This is a genomic window from Sphingomonas sp., from assembly GCF_035998645.1.
In the GTDB taxonomy this organism is placed as follows: Bacteria; Pseudomonadota; Alphaproteobacteria; order Sphingomonadales; family Sphingomonadaceae; genus Sphingomonas.
On the sequence record NZ_DASYHL010000004.1, the window covers coordinates 724,248 to 747,285 of the forward strand.

Below are 23,038 nucleotides of genomic sequence, written 5' to 3' on the forward strand. Positions count from 1 at the left end.
TTATGCGTTCATCCACTGGCGGATCACCGCAGTCGCCTCGGGCGCGTTGCTGGCGACCATGTCGCCGACCTTGCGCAGATGCGACGCCTTGATCTGGCCATCGACATTGTTGAGCTGGACATCATGGTCGAGCAGGGGGACGTCAGAGCGGTTGCCCTGCATCGATTCCAGCTGCTTGAGCGCTTCGGGGTCGCCATCGGCGGCCTGCTGCGCGATCGCCAGCATCTCGGCATTCTGTTCGCTCGGCAGCATCGGCGGGCCGACCTCGCCCTCGGCTTCCTTGTTCGCGCGCGAGCGAAGCATGCGCAGGACGATCAGGCCGATCGCGCCGACCAGCAGGATCTTGAGCAGCCCGACGACCTGGTCCGACGTGAAGAAGCTGTACCAGGCGGTCTGCGCATCGGCGGGTTCGGTCGGAACCGCAAAGGCGAGGCTTTCGACCACCACGCTGTCGCCGCGCTCGGTATCGATCCCCACGGCATTCTCGACCAGCCGGGTCAGCTGCTGCTTGCGCGCCTCGGGTAGCCCCTGTGCGCCGCCATCGACCGTGACCGCGACTGACAGTCGGGTCAGCTTGCCCGGCTCGCGGGTCACGACGCTGCGGGTCGAGCTGTTGGCATAGGTCGTGTCTTCGGAATTTTCCTTGCGCGCCTGCTGGCGGGTATCGCCACCGGCGGCGCCGACCGGCTGCTGCTGCGCCTCGGGTAGCTGGTTGCCGACGGTCGCGGCCTGCTCGTCGCTATTCTCGCTGCTCTGGTCGTCGCTTTCGACGGTCACCTGACGTGCGATCACCTGCTTGTCGGGATCGAAGACGTTCGATTCCTCGCGGGTTGCGTCGCGGTCGATCTGCGCGGCGACTTCGGCGCGGACCTTGCCCTGGCCGACGATCGGCTCGAGCAGCGCGATGATCTCTTCGCGCATCTTCGCCTCGATCTGAGACTGACGCTCATCGACGCTGCCGCCGCCCGCTGCGCCCTGTTCACCGGCGCGGGCGAGCAGCGCGCCCGACTGATCGACGATCGACACGGACTCGGGCGACAATTCGGGGACTGCGGAAGAGACGAGGTAGCGGATCGCCTGAATCGTCTCGGCGGGCAGGCGGCCCTTGGTCTTGACCGTGACCGACGCGGTCGCGGGGCGCGCCTCGGCGGCGAACATCGCGCGCTCGGGCATCACGATATGGACGCGCGCGCCCGAGACAGCATCGAGGCTCTGGATCGAGCGGACGAGCTCGCCCTCGATCGCGCGGGTCTCGTTCATCTTTGCGCGGCTGGCGGAGACGCCGAAGGGCTGTTCCTCGTCCAGCACCTCATAGCCGATCTTGCCGCCCAGCTTTTCGCCGGCCATCGCCATGCGCAGCTCGGCGAGCTTGTCGACCGGGGCCATCACGGCGGTGCCGTCGGCGGAAAGCTCGAAGGGCACGTTCTGCGCCTTCAGCTTCTCGCTGATCGCGGCGGCGGCCGAGGGGTCGAGATCGGTGTAGAGGAACCCCATCGTGCTGTTCTCACCACGCAGCGCGACCATCGCCAGCGCCGCCATGATCAATGCCGCGACGCCGCCCATGATGATGAGCCGTTTGGCCCCCAATTGCGCGATCAGCCCTTTAACCTGCTCCAAGCGGCACCCTATCAGACAGCCGGGACTGCGTGTCCCTCAGGTCAATTATAGATGCGCGGCGGGCGGCAGGTTTTGCCGGTGGGAAAAAATTGCCGAGTGGGCAGCGGACTGGTGTCGCCCTGCTCCGGCTCCGCTGGATCGCAAACAAAAGCGCCCCCGGACGGGGGAGGTCCGGGGGCGCCGATTGCGGAGGCGACCGGGCAGGGGAGCCGAGCCGTCCGACACGCTATTGATAGAGGATCAGGCGGCCTGCCTGTCGTCGACGGGAAAAAGATTATTGAGTTCGCGCAGCACCGCTTCCTCACGCATCGCGCGGTCGAGCGTCAGGCCACCCTCGTCCCACTCGATCCGCGCGTCGCCGCTGGCGAGCGAGGGGTCCTGGGTGACGTGCAGGTTCAGGCGGCGGCGGTCATTGGCCTGACGCGTCGCGATCCGCTCCTCGATCTGGTCGGCCATGTCGGGGTGGATACGCACGACCAGTTCGGTGCCGCGCGCGACCTGGGACAGCGCCCGCCCGATCGCATCGTCGATTGCCTGGGCAGGGGAAGCGAGCAGCGGGTGGCCGGCGAGATGCTGGGCGACCGCAAGCACCAGCTCGGCGGCCTCGCGGGCCGTGTCGGCGCGGAAGTCTGCGCGCTCCTCGACCATGCCCTCGACCCCGGCGTGCAGGGCGTCCATCGCCGCGAGCAGCGCATTGTCGCGGTCCGAGCGGGCGGCGTCGAGCCCCGCCTGAAACGCGTCGGCGCGCGCCCGTGCCAGTTCCTCATTCTGCATGTTGCGCAGATGCGCCAGCTCGTCCTCCAGCGCCTCGAGCTTGATGACGAGCGAGATGGTGTCGTCATGTTCGACGGTGCGGGCCGCCTCGCGCGCGCTGAAAACGCGGTCGAAGCCGAACGGCTTGGTGCTGAACGAAAGGTCCATGTGCCGCCTCCTAGACGATCATCGTGTCGTCGCTCTTGGGGTCGACCAGCACGATCTCCCCCATATCGGCGAGGTTCTTGGCAAGACGGACCAGTGCGGTCTGGGCTTCTTCGCAGTCGCGTGCGCGGACCGGGCCCATCGACGCCATGTCCTCGCGCAGCAATTTTGCCGAGCGTTCGGTCATGGTCGAGAAGAACAGCGAGCGGATATTCTCCGGCGCGCCCTTCAGTGCCAGCGCCATCTGGCGCTTGTCGGCCTGACGGACGATGACGGCGATCGATGCCGGCAGCAGGCCGCCCAGATCCTCGAACGTGAACATGAGCGAGCGGATGCGGTCGGCGGCGTCGGGCGAGCGGGCGTCGAGTGCGGAGAGCATGCTCTCTTCGGTCGAGCGATCCATCGCGTTGAAGATCTCGGCCATCGCCTCATGCGGGTCGCGGCGCTGGGCGCGCGCGAAGTTCGCCATGAACTCGGTCTTCAGCGTCGCTTCGACTTGCGCCAGCACTTCCTTCTGCACCGTCTCCATGCGCAGCATCCGCTGCACCACATCGACCGCGATGTCGCGGGGCAGCGCGCCAAGCACGCGCGCGGCATGGTCGGACTTGAGCTTCGACAGGATCACTGCGATCGTCTGGGGATATTCGTTGCGAAGGTAGCCGGCGAGTACGCCTTCGTTGACGTTGGACAGCTTGTCCCACATCGTCCGGCCCGACGGACCACGGATATCCTCCATGATCTCCTTGACCCGGTCACCGTCGAGGACGCTGTTGAGCAGCCGCTCGGTCGTCTCGTACGAGCCGTGGCACGAGCTCATCGACGACATCTCGGCCTGAAACTGATTGAGCAGATATTCGATCAGGTTCGACGGGATCCGGCCGAGCTGCGACATGCTCTGCGACAGCTCCTTCACCTCGTCGATCGACAGCTGTTCCCAGATCGGCGCGCCATGCTCCTGGCCCAGCGCCAGCATCAGCGCGGCGGCACGCTCGCGCTGGTTGAGCTTCTTAAATTCTGGCGGTTCCACGACCGGAGTCATCATCATCGTCTAGTTCCCCTGCATTATTCGTAGTTAACCCGTCGGTTTCGCCCACGACCCCTCTATTATGGACACGAAAGGGGGCACCCGGTCGCGTGAGGACAGCAAGATGAACATCAATTCGGGATTGGCAGGGTTGACCCTGCTGGGTGCCGATACGAGCTGGTTCTCGGCAGCGGGCATCGGTCAGGCGATCGAGAGCAAGGCCGTGCGCGAGGCGAAGGCGCAGTTCACGCTGCCCGAAACCACACCGCCCTGGCGTGAGGCCGGGGCCACCGGATCGATCTCGACCCAGATCGCCGCGATCCGCCGTCTGGCGACGATCATCGACAAGCCGCTGACCGGCGTCCGCGCGCTCCCCACCGACGTCCAGACCGCCTTCACCACCTGGAAAGCACTCGATCGCCTCAATGTGCTGGCGACGACCGCGGCCAAGCCCGGCCTGTCCGCCACCGAACGAGGCCAGCTCGCTGCGACCTTCACCAAGGGGCTGGCCGATCTCCAGACCTATATGGGCACCGCGCCCTCCGACAAATTGGAGATGTCGTTCGGCCAGCCGGTGCGCCGCGCCGAGAGCGCGGTAGTCGCGCCGGGCACGGGTGGCCTCAGCGTCAGCGTCACCGGCAAGGGCGTCGTGGCGAAGCGCGACGAGGTGCTGTCGCAAATGTCGGGGACCGAACGGTTCCGCGTCACGCTGGAGCGTGGCAGCTCGGTCGATACCGTCGTGATCGACCTGGGCTCGCTGCCCGAGCCGCCGACGCTCGATAGCGTCGCCAACCTCGTCAATCAGGCGATTGCCAACATCCCGATGCGCGATACCGGCGGCAATGTCGTGCTCAACCCCGATGGCACCCCGGTGCCGAAGTGGAAGGTCGCGTTCGAGCCGCAAAAGACCGAGGAAGATGGCTGGGCAATGGCGATCAATCGCCAGGGGCTCGAGACGGTTTCGATCGATCAGGTCGATGCTCCCGATGCGCTGATCGTCGCCACCGGCCGCACCGGCCTCGAAACGCCGACCGCCGCCCGCGTGCTGCGCATCGACGATCCGCAAGCGGCGATGACCAACAAGACGCTGGCGACGATCGAGGCGAAGGACCGGCTGACGACCAAGGCGGTGGCGACGACCACTGACGCGGTCGCGACCGATGCCGATGGCTTTGCCTATGTCGTCGGCACTGCGTCGGGCGATCTCGACGAGCTGCGCGCTGCGGGCACGCAGGACCTGTACCTCACCAAGATGGACAGCATTGGCAACGTCGTCTGGCAGCGCGCACTGGGTGCTGCCGACAGCGCTTCGGGGGCTGCGGTGACGGTCGCGGAGAATGGCGACATCGTCGTTGCCGGCACCGTCTCCGGCAGTTTCGACGGCACCAGCGCCGATGCCGACATGCTGGTTGCGCGCTATGCCAACAATGGCGACGAAATGTTCGCCAGCCGTATCCGCTCGGTCGGCGAGGATCGAGCGACCAGCATTGCCATCGCCGATGATGGCGCGATCCTGGTCGGCGGGCGCGCGGGGCAGGGCGGGGGCGACGCGTTCGTCGCCCGGCTCAACGGCACCGGCGCGGTTACCCAGCGGGTCAAGCTGCCCAGCACGGGCGATGAGAGCATTACCGCGATGGCGATGACCGCCGATGGTCGCCTCGCCGCGCTGACCAAGGAGGGCGCGACGTCGAAGCTGCGCTTCCTCGATCCCGCCAATCCCGGCACCGAACTCAGCTCGGTCGATCTCGGTACGGCAGACGCACGCGCCATCGCGATCGCACCTGATGGATCGATCGCGATCGGCGGCACGACGCTTGCCGCGCTGCCCGGCACGCAGATCAACGGCATTTCCGGCGGCCGCGACGGCTTCGTTGCGCGCCTTGCTTCCGATGGCAGTGGCATGGCTGTGACCTATCTCGGCACGGCGGGCAACGAACAGGTCGACAGCCTCGCCTTCACCAACGGCAAACTCTATGTCGGCGGCCGCACCACCGGCGACCTTGGCGGCACGCGCAGCGGCCCGACCGACGGCTTTGTCGCGCGGGTCGATCCGGTCGGCGGCGGGGTCGAGAAGATCACTCAGTTCGGCCAGCCGACACTGCGCACCGAACCGGTCCGCGTCGCGGCGTCCGAGGGTGGGTCGAGCAAGGTCGAGGCGCTGGGCCTTGGTCGCGGCGTGGCGACACCCGATGGTTCGCTCAAGCTGACCACCGGCTCAAGCCTGCGCGCGGGCGACAGTTTCCAGATGCGGATCGACGGGGGCGTGATCCGCACGATCACGATCGGCAAGGATGAGACGCTGGCTACGCTCGCCGACAAGGTGCGCAAGATCACCGGGTCAAAGGCGCTGGTGACGACGCCCAAAAAGGACGACGGCGCGATGCTGCGCGTGTCGCCCAAGGCGGGGATCGATATCGAATTCATCGCCGGGCCAGCTGGCCGCGACGCACTCGAAAAGCTCGGCCTGCCCGCAGCGCGCGTTTCGGGGATGGATCCGATCGACAAGGACGCGCCGCGCGTCCGCCCCGGCGGCAGCTTCGGCCTCGGCCTCAACCCGGCGCTGTCGATCGCCGACCCGAAGTCGGCGACCGCAGCGCTCGCCAAGCTCAAATCCGCGCTCTCGATGTCCCAGACGAGCTATCGCTCGCTATATTGGGATGACACGAAGCAGGCGATGGTCGAGGGTGGCCGGAAGGGCGGGAGCACGGCGCGCGAACAAGCCCAGATGGCCAACTATCAGGCTGCGCTCAGCCGGCTTTCCTCCGGCCCGTCGACATCCATAGGGTTCTGACATCATGTCCGATCTGATCGGCGGGATTGCCCGCAACATGAAACACCTCTCGGAGCGCCAGCGCGTGCTGTCCGAGAATATCGCGAACAGCGAGACGCCGGGTTTCAAGGCGCGCGATGTGCGCGCACCCGATTTCAGCGACCTGATCAATACCGGCAACAGCAGCGCGTCGATCGCACGGCCGCAGGTGCAACTCACCGGCGGCATGGCTGCGCTGGGGGCGCGCGCGCCGATCTCGGCCGGCAGCGTCATGCTCGACGCCAACACCAGCGAGACCAAGCCTGACGGCAACAACGTCACGCTGGAAGACCAGCTGCTCAAGATGGGCCAGGTCCAGGCCGACTTCGCCGCAATGACCAGCCTCTATCGCAAGAGCCAGGGGCTGATGCAGTCGGCGCTCGGCCGCAAGGGCGGCGGCTGACGCGCTCGATCGAGCGGGCATGAAAAAGGGGCCGTCCCAGCCGGGACGGCCCCTTTTCTTTGCCCGGCTTGAATGGGTCAGAAGCTGGCGTTGACCGAGATTGGCACCGCTATCCCCGCACCGGCCATCGCACCCGATGCTCCATAGGCACTGCTGCCGCTGCCATGGCGGCGGCGCGCGTCGGCGGCGATTTCCGCCATCATCTCGTCCGACAGGTCGATCTGGCGCTTGAGCGCTGCGCCATTGGCCGCACAGATATCGCGCAGCCGGCCGGTAATCTCCGCCAGATCGGCGCGCGTTTCGGGGTCGAGCGCGTCGCGCCAGGCGGGGCTGGTGCGGTCCAGCCGCGCGACTTCGGTATCGACCGCGCCGACCAGCCGGGTCTTGGCCTGAACCAGCCCGGCGATCTCGCTACGGCGACCATGGGTCAGCAGCAACGTCTCTTCCTCGCTGATCGATGCCAGCGAGCGGAACAGGTCGAGAAGTTCAGTTTCCATCGGTGTTGCCCCCCTGCAGTTTGATGATCTGGTCCATGACGGCCGGCGCCAGGCCGATCCCGCCCTTGGCAGCGATGGCGGTGCCGAGATTTTCGGCCAGCACGCCGCGGAACATCTGTTCGCCATGCCCGCCGGAAAACTCGCCCTCCTCGACGCTTTCGAGCATCAGCTGGGTCATCTGGCCGATGAACACCGCCTCGAACGCCTGCGCGGTTTGCTTGTTCTTGGGCGTGGGCACGCTCGGCGCGGCGCCGGTGGTTGCGGCGGCGGGGGTGGAAAGGGGGCTCATCACTGCACCTCGATATCGGCCTGGAGTGCGCCTGCGCTCTTGATGGCCTGAAGAATGGTGATCAGGTCGCGTGGGCTGACGCCGAGCGCGTTGAGGCCGGCGACCAGCGAGGCGAGCGAGGTTTCGCCGCCCAGCGTGCCGAGCGAGCGGCCGGTGCCGTCATCGACCGTCACCTGGGTGCGCGGGACGACCTGGGTCTGGCCCTGCGACAGCGGCGCGGGTTGCGACACCTGCGGCGACTCCGCGACGCTGATGGTCAGGCCGCCCTGCGCGATCGCGACCGGACTAACGCGCACATTTGCGCCCATCACGACGGTGCCCGACGCTTCGTTGACGATCACCTTGGCCGGCTGATCGACCGAGACCGGCAGATTTTCGATGCGTGCGACCAGATCGACCACTGAACCGGGAAAACCGGGGCCTGGCTTCAGTTCGACCGTGGCGGGGTCGAGCACCTCGGCGGTCCCGGCGAAGGTCGAGTTGATCGTGCCTGCAATCATGTTGGCGGTGGTAAAATCGGGGTTCTTGAGCGCCAGTTTCAGGCTGGTCGCGCTGCGCAGCGCGAACGGCACCTCACGCTCGATAATCGCCCCATCGGCGATGCGCGCGGAGGTCGAAACGCCGCGGCTGATGCTCGCGGCTGCGCCCTGAGCCTTGAAGCCGGAGACCGAGACCTGCCCCTGCGCGACGGCGTAAATCTCGCCATCGAGCGCGCGCAGCGACGATGCGATCAGCGTCCCGCCCTGAAGGCTGGTTGAATCGCCGAGCGCCGACACGGTTACGTCGATCCGCGATCCGGCACGCGCAAAGGGCGGCATGGTCGCGGTGATCGAGACCGCAGCGACGTTCATCGTCTTGAGCTGTGACCCGCGCACATTGACGCCCATCCGCTCCAGCATCGCCTGCATCGATTCCTCGGTGAAGGGCGTGTTGCGAGTGCGGTCGCCGGTGCCGGCAAGGCCGACGACCAGGCCGTACCCGACCAGCTGGTTGGGCCGGACATTCTCGATATCGACGATATCCTTGATCCGATGCGTGCTGTTCGCCGCCGCGGTGCCGGGCACCGCGAGGGTCAGCGCTAACAACAGCAATCTCAAAATGTGCATAAACCTGTCCATCGTCTCCGAAATGCCGTTAATCTTCTTATAGAAAGAGAAAGGCCCATTCGGTCTTTGCGGAGGTGAGAAGGCAGTGCAGATCCAGGGCGTCTCGATGCCGGTCCAGATGGTGCTCAACGCACTGTCGCGGTCGGACGCCGCCCTGCGCGTGGCACTCCCGAAAATGGAGATGCCTGAGGCGCCCCAGCAGGGGCAGCAGGCCGGCCCGACGCTCCAGGCCGCGACCACCGTTCACGTGCTGCTCGCCGCCGCGACCGCGCTCGAAACGCCAAAGGACAAGCGGCGGCGCGAGGCGCGGCCGGCGGCACGCGGGCTGGAAATCCTCGACAAATTGCATGCCGCGCAGGTGAAGGGCATGCCCGACGAGGCGGTGCTCGACGCGCTGACGCAATGGGCGGCGGTGTTCGAGATGCCCGACGATCCCGACCTTGCCGAGATCGCCCGCGACATCGAGCTGCGCGTCCGCGTCGAACTCGCCAAGCACGACCGCACGGTCTGATCCGCAATTCTAAATCGGCATGGTTAATGGCGCGCCGGTGCGTGGCCGTCGCGCTGGAGCCTTAATTTCCGCCGCGCGCGAGCTTCAGCACATAGCTGATGACCTCTGCCACCGCCTGATAATGTTCGAGCGGGATCGGGTGATCGATCTCGGCGCTGGCGTAGAGAGCACGCGCGAGCGGGCGGTTTTCGACCAGTGGCACGCCATTGGCGGTCGCGATCTCGCGGATCTTGAGTGCGATCGCGTCGGTGCCCTTGGCCACTACGATCGGCGCGTTCATTGCGCCGTGGTCGTAGCGCAGCGCGACCGCGAAGTGGGTCGGGTTGGTGATGACCACGGTCGCGGAGGGGACTGCCTGCATCATCCGCTGGCGCGAGCGCTTCATACCGATCTGGCGCATCTTGCCCTTGATCTTCGGATCGCCCTCCTGCTCCTTATGCTCGTCCTTCATGTCCTTGAGCGACATCATGTTCTTCTTCGTCCAGCTGTAGCGCTGGTAGAAGAAATCCGCAGCGGCGATCACCGCAACCAGCACCACGACCGAGGTCAGCACGCTGAGGATCATCTGCTGCGACAGATCCGCGATCGTTGTTGGGCCGACGCCGACCATGGTTTCAAAGCCGGGCAGGAACGGCCACAGAATGATCGTCCCGATCGTTGCAACGACGATCAGCTTGGCGAGCGTCTTGGCGAACTCGAACAGGCCCTGTCCGCCGAACATGCGTTTGAACCCGGACACCGGATTGATCTTTTGGAATTTGGGCGCGATCCGGCTGAAGCTGATCATCGGCCGCCCCTGAGCGAAGCCGCCGAGCAGCGCGAAACCAAACAACACGCCAAGCAGGGGCAACAGCGCTCCGGCCAGTTCGCCGAGGATATAGCCGCCGAAATTCTGCGCCCCGTCGGGGTTGAACAGGAAATCGTCGGCGCGGCCCCAGATGCGGGCAAGCGACCCCGCCAGTTGGGACGCAGCATGGGCACCCAGTCCGCCGGTGATGACGATCAGGCCCAGAAACATCGCCGCCTGGCGCATTTCCGGCGCCATCGGCACATCGCCCTTCTTCCGCGCATCGTCGATGCGCTTCTGACTGGGGGCGAATGTTTTCGAGTCCTTGTCTTCCGAGTCCGATCCACCAGCCATTGCGTCAGCTCCAGCCCATGTTCATCCACATCGCGATGCTGTTCGCGAAGGTGACGAGCGTCGCCCCGAACGTGGCAGCGGCGATGGTGATTCCGAGCAGCAGGTTGAGCGGCTGGGCGATGAAGAACACCTGCAGCGCTGGCGCGACGCGCGCGACCAGGCCAAGCACGGTATTGAAGACGATTCCATAGACCAGCAACGGCGCGGCGAGCGACACGCCAAGCGCGAGCGAATTGCCCGCGACCTTTACCGCCAACTGGGCGAAATCATGGCTGTTGGGCACGACGCCCACGGGAAACAGCCCATAGGATTTGATCAGCGCGCCGAGCCAGAGATGGTGGACCGCCATCGCGAAACACACGACCGCTGCGGCGACGCCGACGAATTTGGACAGGATCGGGGCCTGGCCCGACTGGCCGGGGTCGAACACCATGGCGGAGGTGAGGCCGATCTGGAGGCTGATCAGCGATCCGGCGATCGAGATCGCCTGATACATGATGCGCATGATCAGGCCGAGTCCGATGCCGACCAGCAGTTCCGCGACAAGGATGCCGGCGAGCTGGATATCGGTGACGTCGGCGATCGGGATCACCTTGGCCGACAGGAAACTCCACAGGCCCAGCGTCATGCCCATCCCGGCGAACAGGCGGATCTGCGCGGGCACCGCATCTTCCGAAAACACCGGCAGCAGCATCAGCACCGACCCAACCCGCGCGAACAGGATGAGGAAGGCGGTGGCGTGCAGCGGCAGGTCTTCGATCATCGCCCGGTCAGCCGCCCTGGACGATCTTGTCGCTCAGCACGCGCATGAAGTCGCCAAGTGCGGAACCGATCATCGGAAAGCTGAGCAACAGGGTGATGCCCATGATGATGATCTTGGGGACGAAGGTCAGCGTCTGTTCCTGAATCTGCGTCAGTGCCTGAAGCAGGCCGATCGCGACGCCGGTAAACAGCGCGGCGAACAGCAGCGGCCCGGCGACGGTGAGGGTCAGGATCAGCGCGGCGCGGCCGATCTCGATGGCGGAGTTTGCATCCATCGATCGGGCCTAGATCTGCATCCGCATGATTTCGGAATAGGCGTTCACGACGCGGTCGCGGACGGCAACGACGGTGTCGAGCGCGACTTCGGCCGCGCCCATTGCGGTCACCACATCGATCAGATCGCCCTTGCCCGCGATCTGTCGCGTGGACGCGGTCTCGGCGGCTTTCAGGCTGGACGACGCCTCGCCGACCATACCCTGGACGAGCTGGCCAAAGCCGCCGGCGGCCGGCGCGTCAGTGGCGCCGGGGCCGCCGATGCCAGGGCCACGCGACAGCGGCGAAACGCCGGCGGCGCGACCATAGGCGGTGGCGGCGTCAAGTGCTCCGATGGACATGGATGCTTCCCTTATTTCAGCAGGTCGATGGTGCGCATCGTCATGCCTTTGGCGGCTTCGATGGCGCTGAGATTGGCTTCGTAGGAGCGCTGTGCGGCCTTGAGGTCGGCGGTCTCAACGAGGCCGTTGACGTTGGGCATGTTCACATAACCGCGCGCGTCGGCAGCGGGGTTGCCCGGCTGATAGACGCGCTGGAAAGCCGACTTGTCGGTGGCGACGCCCTTGACCGACACCTTCGTCGCGCCGGTCGCGCGATCCACTTCGGCGGCAAAAGTTGCCACCCGGCGGCGATAGGGGTCGCCGCCCGGCGTCTGCGACACCGAGCTCTGATTGGCGAGGTTCTCGGCGATCACGCGCATCCGCAGCGACTGGGCACGCAGGCCCGAGGCGGAGACCGAGACGGCACTTTTGAGGTCCATGATCCCAAATCCGGCGCGGCGGGCAGGAATTGCCCCCGACAGCTTTCTTATAGGCAAGTTTTTCCGGGTCGGTCGGACCGGGGGCAAATTCTGCCCCCTATAAACACGGTATGACGACCACGCAGGGGAACGCCGTGCTCAACGATATCATGGTTGAACTGTCGATCGTGCTGGGGTCCACCCGGCTGCCGATCCGACAGGTGCTCAAGATGAGCCGCGGCGCGATCGTCGCGCTCGACAGCACCGATGCCGATCCGACGCTGATCTATGTCAACGACACGCTGATCGCCAAGGGCCGCGTGATCGTGAGCGGCGAGCATATGTCGATCGAGATTTCCGAAGTCCTCGCGTCGGGGGCCACGGCATGACGATCCTTGCCCTGTTGCGCATGTTCGGTGCGCTCGCAATGGTGCTCGGCCTGCTCGCCGGTGCGCTGTGGGCGGTGCGGCGCTTCGACATCCGCCTGCCCGGACGGCTTGGCGCGGGCGGCGCTCCGGAAAAGCGGCTTGAGGTGGTCGAGCGGCTGACCGTCGACCAGAAGCGCTCGCTGCTGCTGGTGCGTCGCGACAATGTCGAACATCTCGTGCTGATGGCGCCCGAGGGCAATGTCGTGCTGCACGAGGCGCGTATGGACGCGCCTGCGCTACGCCTGATCGACTCCCCGGCGCCGCAGCCTGCGTTGCCAACGCTGGTTGAACCTGCCCCCATGGTGGCGGCACCGATCTTCGACGCGGCCCGCGATGGCAGTGATACGCCGGGATCGACCGCGTTCCTCAGCAATCTCGAGCGCTTCCAGACTTTCGCAAGCGCGCGGATCGCCCGACATGCCTAAGCTGCTTCGCGTCGGTCTCGCCGCTGTCCTGCTGCTCATCCCCGCCACTGCCGCTGCTGCGGCGGGGGGCGGGGCAGGGGGCTCGGCGCTGGATCTGGCTGGCGGGTCGATGAGCGGCAAGGCGATCGGCATGGTCGCACTGCTGACCGTGCTCAGCCTCGCGCCCGGCATCCTGATGACGGTGACGTCGTTCACCCGCATCGTCGTTGCGCTGTCCCTGCTGCGCACCGGGCTTGGCGCGCAGGGCGTGCCGCCCAACCCGGTGATCATCAGCCTGGCGCTGTTCCTGTCGATGTTCGTGATGACGCCGACGCTGGAGGCGGCGTGGACCGCCGGCATCAAGCCCTATACCGAAGGCAAGATTACCGAGGATGTCGCGTTCGAGAAGACCGCCGCGCCGTTCCGCAAGTTCATGCTGAGCCAGGTTCGCGACGACGATATCGCGCTGTTCAACGGCCTTGCGGCAGAACCGGCCAAGACCCGGGCCGAGGTGCCGCTCGGCACGCTGATCCCGGCCTTCATGATCTCCGAACTGCGCCGCGCGTTTGAAATCGGCTTTCTGCTGCTGCTGCCCTTCCTCGTCATCGACCTCGCCGTATCGGCGGTGCTGATGGCGATGGGTATGATGATGCTGCCGCCGACGACGATCGCCTTGCCGTGCAAGATCATCTTTTTCGTGCTGGTCGATGGCTGGGCGCTGGTGGCAGGCAGCCTGATCCGAAGTTTCGGAACGGGGTAGGCTAATCCCGCCGCCCGAACCGGGTCGCGGGATCGATCAGCCAGGCCGACAGCGTCTCGAACCGCAACGGGGTCAGGAATTGCAGCCCGGCTGCGTCTTCGCGCTGCCAGCGGATCGCGGCGTTGACCGTACCCAGGTGGGGAATATGGACCGACAGCGTCCCTTGGGTCAGCGTGCGACTGAGCCCGTCGATCCGCAGCCCGCGCTGGTTGATGTCGCGCAGCGTCGCGGCGAGGCGCCGGCCGTCGCAGGTGAGAAGCACGGCGCATTCGGTTTCGAGCCGCGGCAGGCGGTTGTGCCAGCCCTGTTGCTTGGGCGACGGCTTCAGGATCAGTTCGGCCGCGACTTTCGACAGGAAGCGCAGGCCGCATGCACCGCCCTGGGACCAGGCGATTTCGGCATCCAGCAGCGCCGCGCCGCGCAACTCAATCTGCACGCGGTCACCGCGCGACAATGCAATCGCGCATTCGATCCGTGCGCCGCTCTCGGAAATATTTCGGACCCGGCAGACGACGTCGCCGCGCGGCGTGACCAGACGGCCGACGAGCAAGGTCGTGACCAGCCGGGTGTCGCCCCCGCTGCGACGATCGTCGAGCGCGGTCGGTGCGCTGTCCCAGCGTTCGGGATGGTCGCTGTACATCATGCCGGCTCTGCTTTGGTGATCACGACCTTTCGCACCTTGTCCGGGCCGATCGCCTCGCGCGCAGCTTCGATCACCACGCGGCGGAAATTGTCGAGGTCGGGCAGCATCCCGTCCGCGCCCGCCGCCAGCGGCACCTTGAAGGTGCGCAGGTTGATCGCGTGCTGCAGAAAGGGGAGCCGCGCGGTAACCGCTTCGACCTGACTCTCGTCGACCTCCAGCTGGACCTCGAACGTCGCATAGCCGGACAGCTTGCCGTCCTTCAGCACCAGCGGCGCGGTCATCGCGGGCACGGTGACGAACTGGCCCGGTTCTTCTTCGGCGGGTTCGGGCTTGGCCGTCGTCGCACCGGCGGGCGTGCCTAGGAAGAAGTTGGTCGCATAGCCGCTCCCCGCGCCGATCGCACCGCCGGTGATCAACAGGATGATGGGGAACAGGATCTTCTTCATTGTCCTTCGCTCACAGCTTGAAGCTTGAATCTGCGGGCGTCGCTGGGGACTCGCCCTTGACGATGATCGTGATGCGCCGGTTTTCGGCGCGGGCCGGTTCGCCCGGATACATTGGCTGGCTGGCGCCGCGCGCCATCACCCCGGCGATGCGGTCGGCGGTGATCCCGCCACCCAGCAGCGTCGATCGTGCGGTCAGCGCGCGCTCGCCCGACAGGCGCCAATTGGTCTCGGTATCGCCGCCGGCGCCGTCGGTATGCCCCTCGATCGTCAGGCGCGCGCCCGACCGGGCGAGCTTTTCCGCGACGGTGTTCAACTGGCGGCGGGCAAAGTCGTTGAGTTGCGCGGTGCCGGGCCGGAACATCGGCTGGCGCACGCTATCCATCAGCGTGATGCGCAGCCCGTCCTCGTCGGACTCGATCTTCTGCTGCGCGCTCGCCTCAGCTGAAATCGCGTCGAGCGAGATGCGCAGCTCCTGCGCCAGCACGCGCAGCGTCGCGTCCGGGATCGTTGCGGAGCCGCCGCGCGCGGTGCCGACGCTCTGTGCCTCCATCGCGGGAACCCCGGCGGCCTTGGCCTGATCGGCATTCTTGGCGCGGCCATGCCCGCCCGATCCGGCCTGAGCACCGCCGGCGGCATTGCCCGCGCTTCCCACCATCGGCGGGCCGGGGGTGAAATACTCTGCCAGCCCCTTCAGCGTTTCCTTGTCAGGATTGCTGATGAGCCAGAGCAGCATGAAGAACGCCATCATCGCGGTCACGAAGTCCGCATAGGCAACCTTCCACGCACCGCCATGATGTCCACCGGACACCTTCTTGATCTTGCGGATCACGATCGGCCGCGTGTTGGGTGCCTGGCTGGCCATGATCAGTGCGCCGCTTGCAGGGCGGCGTGCAGCCGGTCATGGATCTGGCCGAGGCGCACGGGCGCGATTGCGCTGCGGGTGCAGGCGCCAGCAGCCAGCCGGTCGAGCACCGCGGCGCTCTCCTCGGTGCACTGGACGAGCAGGTCGAACGCCTGGAGCTTGTCCAGATAGCGGTCGACGAAATGCTCGTCACCGACCAGCACTTCGGCCAGTTGCTCGATCAGCGCGCCGACATGGCGCAACTCTCCCGCGACCGCGCTGTGCAGCGAGGCGATCATCGGGTCGGCACCGGGATTGGCGACCATAGGGTTGGTGTTTTCTTCCATAATTAAACCCCTCAGAACAGGTCGATCTCGCCGCCATGCGCGGGCATCTTGGGCGGCAGCGTGACGGGCGGCGGTTCGGCGACGTAGCTGCACCGGATCTTCCCGTCATAGGGCCGGAACTCGACCTTGCGCGCCTGTGTCCCGCCGGTGTCGTTCAGGCCGATGGCGATGCCTTCGGTCTTCAGGAAGCGGACGGCAAAGGCGGCGTTGGCCGTGCCGATCCCGCCCAACCCTGCGATGATGTTCGCGCCGCCATACATGTGCGCGCGCAACTGCGAGCGCTCGGCACCGGCCTTCATCATGCCGTTGATGAGCAATTCCATCGCATGCACGCCATAGCGTTGCAGCTCGGACTGGCTGACCTTGTGGTCCGGGCTCGGTTCCCCCAGCAGGAAATGGTTCATCCCCCCGATATGCGCACGCGCATCGTGCAGGCACACGGCGATACAGGACCCAAGCAGGGTCGAGATAACGATCTCCGGCTTCGCGATAACCGCGAACTCGCCCTGGATGATCGTGATCTTGCTGGCGGTGATCACACTCATGACAGGTCGCCGAACACACGCTCGATCTTTTCCTTCAGCGCTGCGGGCGCGAAGGGCTTCACGAGATAGTTGTTGACCCCCAATGCCGCCGCCTTCGCCACGACCTCACGGTCCGACGATCCGGTCAGCATGATGAACACCGTCTTGGCGAGGGTCGCATCGTTGCGCACGGTCTCGAGGAATTCGAGGCCGTCCATCTCGGGCATGTTATAGTCCGAGATGATGAGGTGGACGCGATCCACCCGCATCGCCGACAGCGCTTCGGGCGCAGTCGCCTTGTCACGAATGTCCTTGAACCCAAAGTCCTGCAGGGCGCGGCGAATCATCGCGCGCATACTCGTCTGGTCGTCCACGACCATGACTCGGATAGCTGACGCCGCGGGCATTTAACGCTCCTGATACTTGCCGCGCGAAGCGGCGAGGATGGCACCTGCCATGGCGGACAGGCTGGTTTCGGTCTCGACTGCGCCGGCCAGGAGTGCCGCACGCGGCATCCCCCACACGACGCAATCCTCGCGGGACTGGCCAAAGGTGCGCGCACCGGCCTCACGCATCGCCAACATGCCGTTGGCGCCGTCGGTGCCCATGCCGGTCAGGATCGCGCCGACCGCCGACTTGCCCAGACGGGCAACCGAATCGAACAGCATGTCCACCGATGGACGGTGGCCGTTGACGGGATCGGCGGCGACCAGCTTGATCCGGCCGTTCGTGCGTCCGTCGAGCACCATGTGCTGCAATCCGCCGGGCGCGATATACACCGTGCCGCGCTGAAGCTGGGCACCGTCGGTTGCCTCGACCACCCGCACTGCGCAGCCGCGATCGAGCCGGGCGGCGAAGCTGGCGGTGAACGCCGCTGGCATATGCTGGACGACCAGCACCGGCGGACAGTCGGTCGGCAGCTCGCCCAGCACGTTGAACAGTGCTTCCACCCCGCCGGTCGACGCGCCGATCGCGATGACAACATCGCGGAACGGCCCCTGGCCAGCGGCGGAAGGGGCGGGCGGACGCGCGGCAGCCGGGGCGATATTGCCCCTGCGGGCCTGTGAGCGCGCCGCGCCCTTGACGGTAGCACGCAGCTGTTCGGCACCCAGCGCCAGCTCGGCGGGGCCGCCGGATGGCTTGGCGATGCAGTCGACCGCACCGAGGCGCAGCGCCTCGATCGATACCTCTGCACCGGCCGCGGTCAGCGACGAACACATCACCACCGGCATCGGCCGCAGCCGCATGATCCGCTCAAGGAAAGACAGGCCGTCCATCCCTGGCATCTCGACGTCGAGCGTCAACACGTCGGGATTGAGTTCCTTGATCATGTCGCGCGCGGTGTGCGGCTCAGGGGCGGCGCCGACGACTTCGATCTCGGGGTCGCCGGACAGGATGCGCGTCAATGCTGCCCGCATCGACGGGCTGTCATCGACGATCAGAACACGGACCTGCTTCATGCTGCACCGTCCGTTTTCTGATAGATGGTGTTTCCACAGCTGCGCATCTGCGCGACCGCGGGGCCGATCAGCCGCTCGCTGTGACCGATATAGAGGTAGCCGCCGGGCTTGAGCAGCGCGACCAGCCGTGCCTCCAGCTCTTCCTTCGCCGTGTCGTCGAAATAGATCATGACGTTGCGGCAGAAGATCGCGTCATAGCGCTGGCGCATCGGCCATTCGCCGAACAGGTTGAGCACCCGCGCCGTCACCAGCGCGCGCGCCGCCTCTGCCATGCGATAGCCATTGCCTTCCGGCACCATCCACGCCTTGCGATAGGCTTCGGGTACGCCGTCCACGCCCGACGCGGCATAGAAGCCCTCGGCTGCGGAGTTGACCACCGGTTCGGAGATGTCGGTCGCCAGCAGGCGGATATCGCGGTTGCGCATCCATTCAGCCTGGCTGCGTTCCGACCCCATCAGCGTCATCGCCAGCGTGTAGACTTCTTCGCCGCTGGAGCAGCCAGCCGACCACATCCGCACCGGCGCACGCGTCGGATCGCTCTTGAGCTGCGGGAGCAGCACGTCGCGCAGATGGTCGAAATGGTGGCATTCGCGGAAGAAATGCGTGTGGTTGGTGGTCAGCGCAGTCACCAGCAGCCGCAGCTCTTCCGGATCCTTCTCGGCAAAAGCGACATAGTCCTTGAACGACGCCAGCCCGCGATCGCGAAGGCGGCGCGACAGGCGCGAATGCACCAGCACCTTCTTCGTCGGCGGCAAGCTGATGCGTGCCTCGGTCATCATGATCCGCGCGATCGCCGCGAACTCGCTGTCACCGAGCGGCGGGGCGCCGTCGGACAGCAGCGGGCTCATGGGCGCAGGCGCCAGCGACATGCTCATTACGCGGCCAGGTCCAGGTGACGGGTGATCGACAGCGCGTCGAGGTCGAGCAGCAGCACCATCTGGGCGCTCGGCTCGCTCCCGTCGCGGGCGCGGGCGGTGATCTGGATCAGACCCGAGATCACGTTCGATTCCTGCAGCTCGACATCGGGTGCCGCCTGGATCGCGCTCTCCTGGATCGCGACGATGTCATCGACCTCGTCGACAAGGAAGCCGGCCTGCTTGCCCGCGATGTTGACGACCAGGACGCAGGAGCGTGCGTGGATCTCGCTGCGGGTCCAGCCGAGGCGATCGGCGAGGCCGATCACCGGCACCACGGTGCCGCGCAGGTTGGTGACGCCCAGAATATAGTCGGGAACGCCGGGAAGCGGGGTCGGTTCGGCCCATTCACGGATTTCGATCAGCGAGCGCATGTCGATGCCGAAATTGCGGCTGCCGAGCGTGAAGGTGACGATCTTGATCTCGTCGGCGGGGGTCTCTTGGTCGTTCATGCTGCAAGTCCTCTCAGAAGGTTGCGGGTCTGTCCGGCCGGGGCGACGAGCGCCTCGACGTCGAGGATGAGTGCGATCGAACCGTCGCCAAGGATGGTGGCGCCGCCCAGACCGCGGATCGGATGGAGGTTCTGCTCCAGGCTCTTGATCACCACCTCGCGGCGGTCGTCGATCGTGTCGACCAGCAGGCCGACGCGGCCGGCGCTCTCGCTCTCGACGATGATCACCAGGCTCTCGTGCACCGGGCGATCCTCATTGGCGTGAAGCCCGAAAACCTGGGTGAGGCGGCGAACCGGGAGATAGTCTCCGCGGATCTCGATCACTTCGCTGCCCGGCGTGGTCGCGCTGACCTGACCCGGCTCGGGGCGGATCGCCTCGATCACGGTGGCGAGCGGCAGCACGAAGCGCTGACCGGCGAGCCGGACGACCATGCCGTCAAGGATCGCAAGCGTGAGCGGCAGCACCAGGGTGAAGCTGGTGCCCTTGCCCGGAACCGATGCGATGTCGACCCGACCGCCCAGCGCCTCGACGTTGGAGCGGACCACGTCCATCCCCACGCCACGACCCGAGATGTTCGAGATCGTCGCCGCGGTCGAGAAACCGGGGGCGCAGATCAGCTGATCGATTTCCTCGTCGCTCAGCACCGCATCGGCGGCCACGATGCCCTTTTCGATCGCCTTGGCGCGGACGCGGGCGCGGTCGATGCCCTTGCCGTCGTCCGACACGGTGACGATGATGCGGGCGCCCTTCTGCTCGGCCGACAGCACGATCGTGCCCTGCGGCGACTTGCCGGCGCGCAGCCGCTCCTCGGTGCTTTCCAGGCCATGATCGACCGCATTGCGGATGAGGTGGGTCAACGGGTCGCCGATCTTCTCGATCACCCCCTTGTCGACTTCGGTCATCTCACCATGCGTCTGCAGGTTCACCTGCTTGCCGGTCTCGGCCATCAGGTCGCGCAGCATGCGCGGCACGCGGCTGAACGCCTGTTTGATGGGCTGCGCGCGCAGGCTCATCACATTGTCCTGAATCTCGCGCGTCAGGCGGGCGAGTTCGGGCAGTTCGACCCGCTCCTGATCCTTCGCGCTCAGGCGATCGGACAGGATCGAATTGCGGATCACCAGCTCGCCGACCAGGTTCAGCAGCATGTCGAGCTTGACCAGATCGACGCGGATCGTCTGCGATCCGGCGTCCGCAGCGGCGGGCGGCGGCGCGGCGGGGACCGCGGCCAACGTCGGCGCGGCCACGGTGGCAGCGGCGGTCACCTGTTCGATCAGCGCGCGGGCATCGTCGAGACGCTCGGCACGGGCATCGGTTGCCGGCGCTTCGATGGCGCTCGGCTCGACGCGGCTGATCGCGATGTGCGAATCCGGCGCGACGAAGTCGAACGCATCGGCGATGCGGGATTCCGCGGTCCAGCCGGGCAGCTCGATCGTCCAGCGCAGATAGGCCTGCTCGGGGTCAACATCGCGCAGCGCGGGGAGCGAGTCGCAATCGACCGCGACCACGCGGCCGCCATTGTCCTCAAGCTCGCGGATCACCAGGACCGGCTCGGCCCCGGCGGCCATCGCGTCGCGCGACGGACCGAATTCGACCCGCCACACCGCTTCGGCCGGCTCTTCCGGCTCGTCCTGAGTCTCTTCGGGCGCATCGAAATCGAAATCGAGTGCGACGGCGACCGGCTGGAACCCGAACGGGTCTTCCTCTTCGGGCGCAGTCGCGGCCGGCGCTTCGACAGGAGCGGGCGCGGGCGCCGCGGCAACTGCCGGTGCAGCCTCGCCGTCCAGGATCGCCTGGATCGCGGCCAGCGACGCGCTGTCATCGGGCAGCGAAGCCGTGCCCTGCGACGCGGCGACATGGTCCGACAGGACGTCGAGTGCCGACAGCATCACGCCGACGGTTCCAGGCGTTGGGTCGATACGACCGGCGCGCACTTCGTCGAGCAAATTCTCGAACTTGTGCGCAAAGGCGGTCAGCGCGACATGGCCGAATGCGCCCGCGCCACCCTTGATCGAGTGGACCGCGCGGAACACCGCCGCGATCGTGCCGGACGATACGTCGCCCGCCTGCATCGCCGACAGCCCCTGTTCGGCGGCGGTCAGTCCCTCGGCGCATTCTTCAAAGAAGATCGCCTGGATATCGTCCATATCGTCGCTCATGGGCAGACGCGGCGGATCGCCGCTCCCAGCTTCTCGGCCTCGAACGGCTTGGTGATCCAGCCGGTGGCACCGGCCGAGCGGGCGCGCGCCTTCTTCTCGTCCGAAAATTCGGTCGAGAGGACCAGGATCGGCGTGCCACGGAATTCGGGCAGGCCGCGCACCGCTTCGATCAGCTCGAAGCCGTCCATTTCGGGCATGTTGATGTCGGTGATGAGCAGGTCGGGCTTGACCTCCTGCATCCGCTCGAGACCGTGGCGCCCGTCATTGGCGCTTTCGATCTTGAACCCCTGTGCGCTCAGCGATGCCTTCAGCAGCATGCGCATGCTGGCGGAATCGTCGACGGTAAGAATCAGCTTGCTCACGATTGCATTTCCTCTGTCTGGCTCAGGCCCAGTCGGTCGTTCAAACCAAGCGCCTCGGTCCTGGCCAGGAAGGCGGGGCTCGGGTTCTTGATCACTAAGCGATGGCCAGTCGCTTCGGCTTCGGTTCGCGCGGCCAGCAACAGCTGCAGCACGGCCTGGCCCACACTTTCGACCGCGCTCGCATCAACGACGAGGTCGCCTCCGAAATCTGCCGCAAGCACGAGGCGAACCTTGAGCTCTTCGGCGGTCACTGTGACGCCATGGGTAGGCAGTTGAATGATGCCGCCCGGGGAGGGCGCCAGTTCAGGCGGGTTGGGCTGCGAAGTCACTCTTTGCCTCCTCGAGCGCGGTTTCTAGTTGCTGGAAGCTCGGCGCCTTGTCGGAAGGCGTCGCGCGACGGGCGATTTCGACCGCCACCTGCGTCGGCATGCCCTGGGCGTGCGCGACGATGGCGGTCTTGGCGATGATGAAGGGTTTGCCGTCGGCTTCGATCACCTGGCCCAGCTTGGCGGCCAGCGGGCCGACGAAGCAGTAGGACAGCAGCACGCCGAGGAAGGTGCCGACCAGCGCGCCGCCGATCATTGCACCAAGCACCTCGACCGGCTGGTCGATCGATCCCATCGTCTTGATGACGCCCAGCACGGCGGCAACGATGCCGATCGCCGGCAGGCCGTCCGCCATTTGCTGCAGCGCATGCTGCGGGTGCATCTCGTGGTGATGATGCGCCTCGATGTCGTTTTCCATCGCTTCGGCGATCTGATGCGGATCTTCGAAGTTCACCGTCATCATGCGCAGATAGTCGCAGATGAAATCGGTCAGGTGATGATCGGCGATCAGGCGCGGGTAGCGGTTGAAGATCGGGCTGTCCTTGGGCGAGTCCAGATGCGGCTCGATCGCGGTCGCGCCACCCTTTCTGAACGCGGACAACAGGCCGAACATAAGCGTCAGCAGGTCGCGATAGTCGGAGTCCTTCCAGCGGCTGCCCTTGAACGACTTGGCGATGCCCTTGCCGGCGGCCTTGACCACCGAAAGCTGGTTGGACACGAGGAACGCGCCGATCGCCGCGCCGCCGATCGCCATCATTTCATGGGGCAAGGCGTGCAGAATCACGTCCATCTTGCCGCCAGCCATGATGTAGCTGCCGAACACGCAGATCATAATTATCACGAATCCGACGCCGTTAATCATGATGCTGGCCGTCCCCTGCCGTGT

Annotated in this window: 30 protein-coding genes; 6 read left to right on the plus strand and 24 right to left on the minus strand. The window is 66.1% G+C overall.

The genetic code is table 11. The features are described 5' to 3' along the window. The 3 genes from fliF to VGN66_RS12850 all read right to left on the minus strand — a co-directional run bounded on the left by fliF (nt 1) and on the right by VGN66_RS12850 (nt 3,580). Complete coding sequence (fliF, locus tag VGN66_RS12840) at nt 1-1,617, minus strand: flagellar basal-body MS-ring/collar protein FliF (RefSeq protein ID WP_327519202.1); 1,617 nt, start codon at nt 1,615-1,617, stop codon at nt 1-3. 240 nt (nt 1,618-1,857) lie between these two features. After that, a complete protein-coding gene (locus VGN66_RS12845; protein WP_327519203.1) occupies nt 1,858-2,538 on the minus strand; it encodes a FliH/SctL family protein in 681 nt (226 codons plus the stop codon). 10 nt (nt 2,539-2,548) lie between these two features. After that, nucleotides 2,549-3,580 carry a flagellar motor switch protein FliG gene (locus tag VGN66_RS12850; RefSeq protein WP_327519204.1) on the minus strand — a complete coding sequence of 344 codons (1,032 nt, stop codon included), beginning with the start codon at nt 3,578-3,580 and terminating at the stop codon, nt 2,549-2,551. A 103-nt stretch (nt 3,581-3,683) separates the two neighbouring features. Between VGN66_RS12850 and VGN66_RS12855 the strand changes: the two genes are divergently transcribed. Both VGN66_RS12855 and VGN66_RS12860 read left to right on the plus strand, forming a co-directional pair. Continuing rightward, nucleotides 3,684-6,350 carry a hypothetical protein gene (locus tag VGN66_RS12855; protein WP_327519206.1) on the plus strand — a complete coding sequence of 889 codons (2,667 nt, stop codon included), beginning with the start codon at nt 3,684-3,686 and terminating at the stop codon, nt 6,348-6,350. A 4-nt stretch (nt 6,351-6,354) separates the two neighbouring features. Further along, entirely contained in the window at nt 6,355-6,771 is a 417-nt protein-coding gene (locus tag VGN66_RS12860) for a flagellar basal body protein (RefSeq protein ID WP_224922425.1), read from the plus strand. A 77-nt stretch (nt 6,772-6,848) separates the two neighbouring features. Here VGN66_RS12860 and VGN66_RS12865 read toward each other — a convergent pair whose 3' ends face one another. Genes VGN66_RS12865 through VGN66_RS12875 form a run of 3 tightly spaced genes read right to left on the minus strand, consistent with a single transcriptional unit; the run spans nt 6,849 to nt 8,663 of the window. Then, on the minus strand, nt 6,849-7,268 hold the full coding sequence (locus VGN66_RS12865) for a hypothetical protein (protein ID WP_327519207.1): 420 nt from the start codon (nt 7,266-7,268) through the stop codon (nt 6,849-6,851). After that, nucleotides 7,258-7,557: a rod-binding protein gene (locus VGN66_RS12870; protein ID WP_327519208.1), complete on the minus strand. Its 300-nt coding sequence runs from the start codon at nt 7,555-7,557 to the stop codon at nt 7,258-7,260. The genes VGN66_RS12865 and VGN66_RS12870 overlap by 11 nt, the downstream gene beginning before the upstream one ends. Beyond that, nucleotides 7,557-8,663: a flagellar basal body P-ring protein FlgI gene (locus VGN66_RS12875; RefSeq protein ID WP_327519209.1), complete on the minus strand. Its 1,107-nt coding sequence runs from the start codon at nt 8,661-8,663 to the stop codon at nt 7,557-7,559. Before VGN66_RS12875 ends, VGN66_RS12870 begins: the two co-directional genes overlap by 1 nt. Before the next feature lie 85 nt (nt 8,664-8,748). Between VGN66_RS12875 and VGN66_RS12880 the strand changes: the two genes are divergently transcribed. Beyond that, nucleotides 8,749-9,174 (plus strand): flagellar assembly protein FliX, encoded by a 426-nt coding sequence (locus VGN66_RS12880; protein ID WP_327519210.1) that lies wholly within the window; start codon nt 8,749-8,751, stop codon nt 9,172-9,174. 61 nt (nt 9,175-9,235) lie between these two features. On the opposite strand, the gene flhB is transcribed toward VGN66_RS12880, so the two are convergent. Genes flhB through flgC form a run of 5 tightly spaced genes read right to left on the minus strand, consistent with a single transcriptional unit; the run spans nt 9,236 to nt 12,110 of the window. Continuing rightward, nucleotides 9,236-10,315 carry a flagellar biosynthesis protein FlhB gene (flhB, locus tag VGN66_RS12885; protein WP_327519211.1) on the minus strand — a complete coding sequence of 360 codons (1,080 nt, stop codon included), beginning with the start codon at nt 10,313-10,315 and terminating at the stop codon, nt 9,236-9,238. 4 nt (nt 10,316-10,319) lie between these two features. After that, nucleotides 10,320-11,078, minus strand: coding sequence for a flagellar biosynthetic protein FliR (gene fliR, locus VGN66_RS12890; protein WP_327519212.1), 759 nt, complete (start codon nt 11,076-11,078; stop codon nt 10,320-10,322). 7 nt (nt 11,079-11,085) lie between these two features. Further along, on the minus strand, nt 11,086-11,352 hold the full coding sequence (locus tag VGN66_RS12895; protein WP_224922412.1) for a flagellar biosynthetic protein FliQ: 267 nt from the start codon (nt 11,350-11,352) through the stop codon (nt 11,086-11,088). 9 nt (nt 11,353-11,361) lie between these two features. After that, complete coding sequence (locus VGN66_RS12900; RefSeq protein ID WP_224922410.1) at nt 11,362-11,691, minus strand: flagellar hook-basal body complex protein FliE; 330 nt, start codon at nt 11,689-11,691, stop codon at nt 11,362-11,364. Nucleotides 11,692-11,702: 11 nt separating this feature from the next. Further along, nucleotides 11,703-12,110 carry a flagellar basal body rod protein FlgC gene (gene flgC / locus VGN66_RS12905; protein ID WP_224922409.1) on the minus strand — a complete coding sequence of 136 codons (408 nt, stop codon included), beginning with the start codon at nt 12,108-12,110 and terminating at the stop codon, nt 11,703-11,705. Between the two features lie 110 nt (nt 12,111-12,220). Between flgC and VGN66_RS12910 the strand changes: the two genes are divergently transcribed. Genes VGN66_RS12910 through fliP form a run of 3 tightly spaced genes read left to right on the plus strand, consistent with a single transcriptional unit; the run spans nt 12,221 to nt 13,681 of the window. Continuing rightward, complete coding sequence (locus tag VGN66_RS12910) at nt 12,221-12,478, plus strand: FliM/FliN family flagellar motor switch protein (protein WP_327519213.1); 258 nt, start codon at nt 12,221-12,223, stop codon at nt 12,476-12,478. Then, nucleotides 12,475-12,942, plus strand: coding sequence for a flagellar biosynthetic protein FliO (locus VGN66_RS12915; RefSeq protein WP_327519214.1), 468 nt, complete (start codon nt 12,475-12,477; stop codon nt 12,940-12,942). Before VGN66_RS12910 ends, VGN66_RS12915 begins: the two co-directional genes overlap by 4 nt. Beyond that, a complete protein-coding gene (fliP, locus tag VGN66_RS12920; protein ID WP_224922406.1) occupies nt 12,935-13,681 on the plus strand; it encodes a flagellar type III secretion system pore protein FliP in 747 nt (248 codons plus the stop codon). The genes VGN66_RS12915 and fliP overlap by 8 nt, the downstream gene beginning before the upstream one ends. Nucleotide 13,682: 1 nt before the next feature. Here fliP and VGN66_RS12925 read toward each other — a convergent pair whose 3' ends face one another. From VGN66_RS12925 to motA, 13 genes are read right to left on the minus strand one after another with little or no spacing between them, the layout of a single operon-like run. Beyond that, the gene (locus tag VGN66_RS12925; RefSeq protein ID WP_327519215.1) at nt 13,683-14,324 is read right to left on the minus strand and encodes a PilZ domain-containing protein; all 642 of its coding nucleotides are present in this window, start codon (nt 14,322-14,324) and stop codon (nt 13,683-13,685) included. Continuing rightward, entirely contained in the window at nt 14,321-14,770 is a 450-nt protein-coding gene (locus VGN66_RS12930) for a hypothetical protein (RefSeq protein WP_327519216.1), read from the minus strand. The genes VGN66_RS12925 and VGN66_RS12930 overlap by 4 nt, the downstream gene beginning before the upstream one ends. A 10-nt stretch (nt 14,771-14,780) precedes the next feature. After that, complete coding sequence (locus tag VGN66_RS12935) at nt 14,781-15,632, minus strand: flagellar motor protein MotB (protein WP_327519217.1); 852 nt, start codon at nt 15,630-15,632, stop codon at nt 14,781-14,783. A 2-nt stretch (nt 15,633-15,634) separates the two neighbouring features. After that, entirely contained in the window at nt 15,635-15,958 is a 324-nt protein-coding gene (locus VGN66_RS12940) for a hypothetical protein (protein ID WP_327519218.1), read from the minus strand. A gap of 11 nt (nt 15,959-15,969) precedes the next feature. Continuing rightward, nucleotides 15,970-16,503, minus strand: coding sequence for a chemotaxis protein CheD (locus VGN66_RS12945; RefSeq protein WP_327519219.1), 534 nt, complete (start codon nt 16,501-16,503; stop codon nt 15,970-15,972). Continuing rightward, nucleotides 16,500-16,889, minus strand: coding sequence for a response regulator (locus VGN66_RS12950; protein WP_224922400.1), 390 nt, complete (start codon nt 16,887-16,889; stop codon nt 16,500-16,502). The genes VGN66_RS12945 and VGN66_RS12950 overlap by 4 nt, the downstream gene beginning before the upstream one ends. Next, nucleotides 16,890-17,942 carry a chemotaxis response regulator protein-glutamate methylesterase gene (locus tag VGN66_RS12955; protein WP_327519220.1) on the minus strand — a complete coding sequence of 351 codons (1,053 nt, stop codon included), beginning with the start codon at nt 17,940-17,942 and terminating at the stop codon, nt 16,890-16,892. Beyond that, nucleotides 17,939-18,790, minus strand: a complete 852-nt coding sequence (locus tag VGN66_RS12960; RefSeq protein WP_327519221.1) for a protein-glutamate O-methyltransferase CheR — start codon at nt 18,788-18,790, stop codon at nt 17,939-17,941. The genes VGN66_RS12955 and VGN66_RS12960 overlap by 4 nt, the downstream gene beginning before the upstream one ends. Before the next feature lie 26 nt (nt 18,791-18,816). Further along, nucleotides 18,817-19,308, minus strand: a complete 492-nt coding sequence (locus VGN66_RS12965; protein ID WP_327519222.1) for a chemotaxis protein CheW — start codon at nt 19,306-19,308, stop codon at nt 18,817-18,819. Continuing rightward, nucleotides 19,305-21,464 carry a chemotaxis protein CheA gene (locus tag VGN66_RS12970; RefSeq protein WP_327519223.1) on the minus strand — a complete coding sequence of 720 codons (2,160 nt, stop codon included), beginning with the start codon at nt 21,462-21,464 and terminating at the stop codon, nt 19,305-19,307. Before VGN66_RS12970 ends, VGN66_RS12965 begins: the two co-directional genes overlap by 4 nt. After that, on the minus strand, nt 21,461-21,826 hold the full coding sequence (locus VGN66_RS12975; RefSeq protein ID WP_327519224.1) for a response regulator: 366 nt from the start codon (nt 21,824-21,826) through the stop codon (nt 21,461-21,463). Before VGN66_RS12975 ends, VGN66_RS12970 begins: the two co-directional genes overlap by 4 nt. Then, nucleotides 21,823-22,155 carry an STAS domain-containing protein gene (locus VGN66_RS12980; protein WP_327519225.1) on the minus strand — a complete coding sequence of 111 codons (333 nt, stop codon included), beginning with the start codon at nt 22,153-22,155 and terminating at the stop codon, nt 21,823-21,825. The genes VGN66_RS12975 and VGN66_RS12980 overlap by 4 nt, the downstream gene beginning before the upstream one ends. Next, nucleotides 22,130-23,014, minus strand: coding sequence for a flagellar motor stator protein MotA (gene motA / locus VGN66_RS12985; protein ID WP_327519226.1), 885 nt, complete (start codon nt 23,012-23,014; stop codon nt 22,130-22,132). The genes VGN66_RS12980 and motA overlap by 26 nt, the downstream gene beginning before the upstream one ends. Nucleotides 23,015-23,038: the final 24 nt, after the last annotated feature.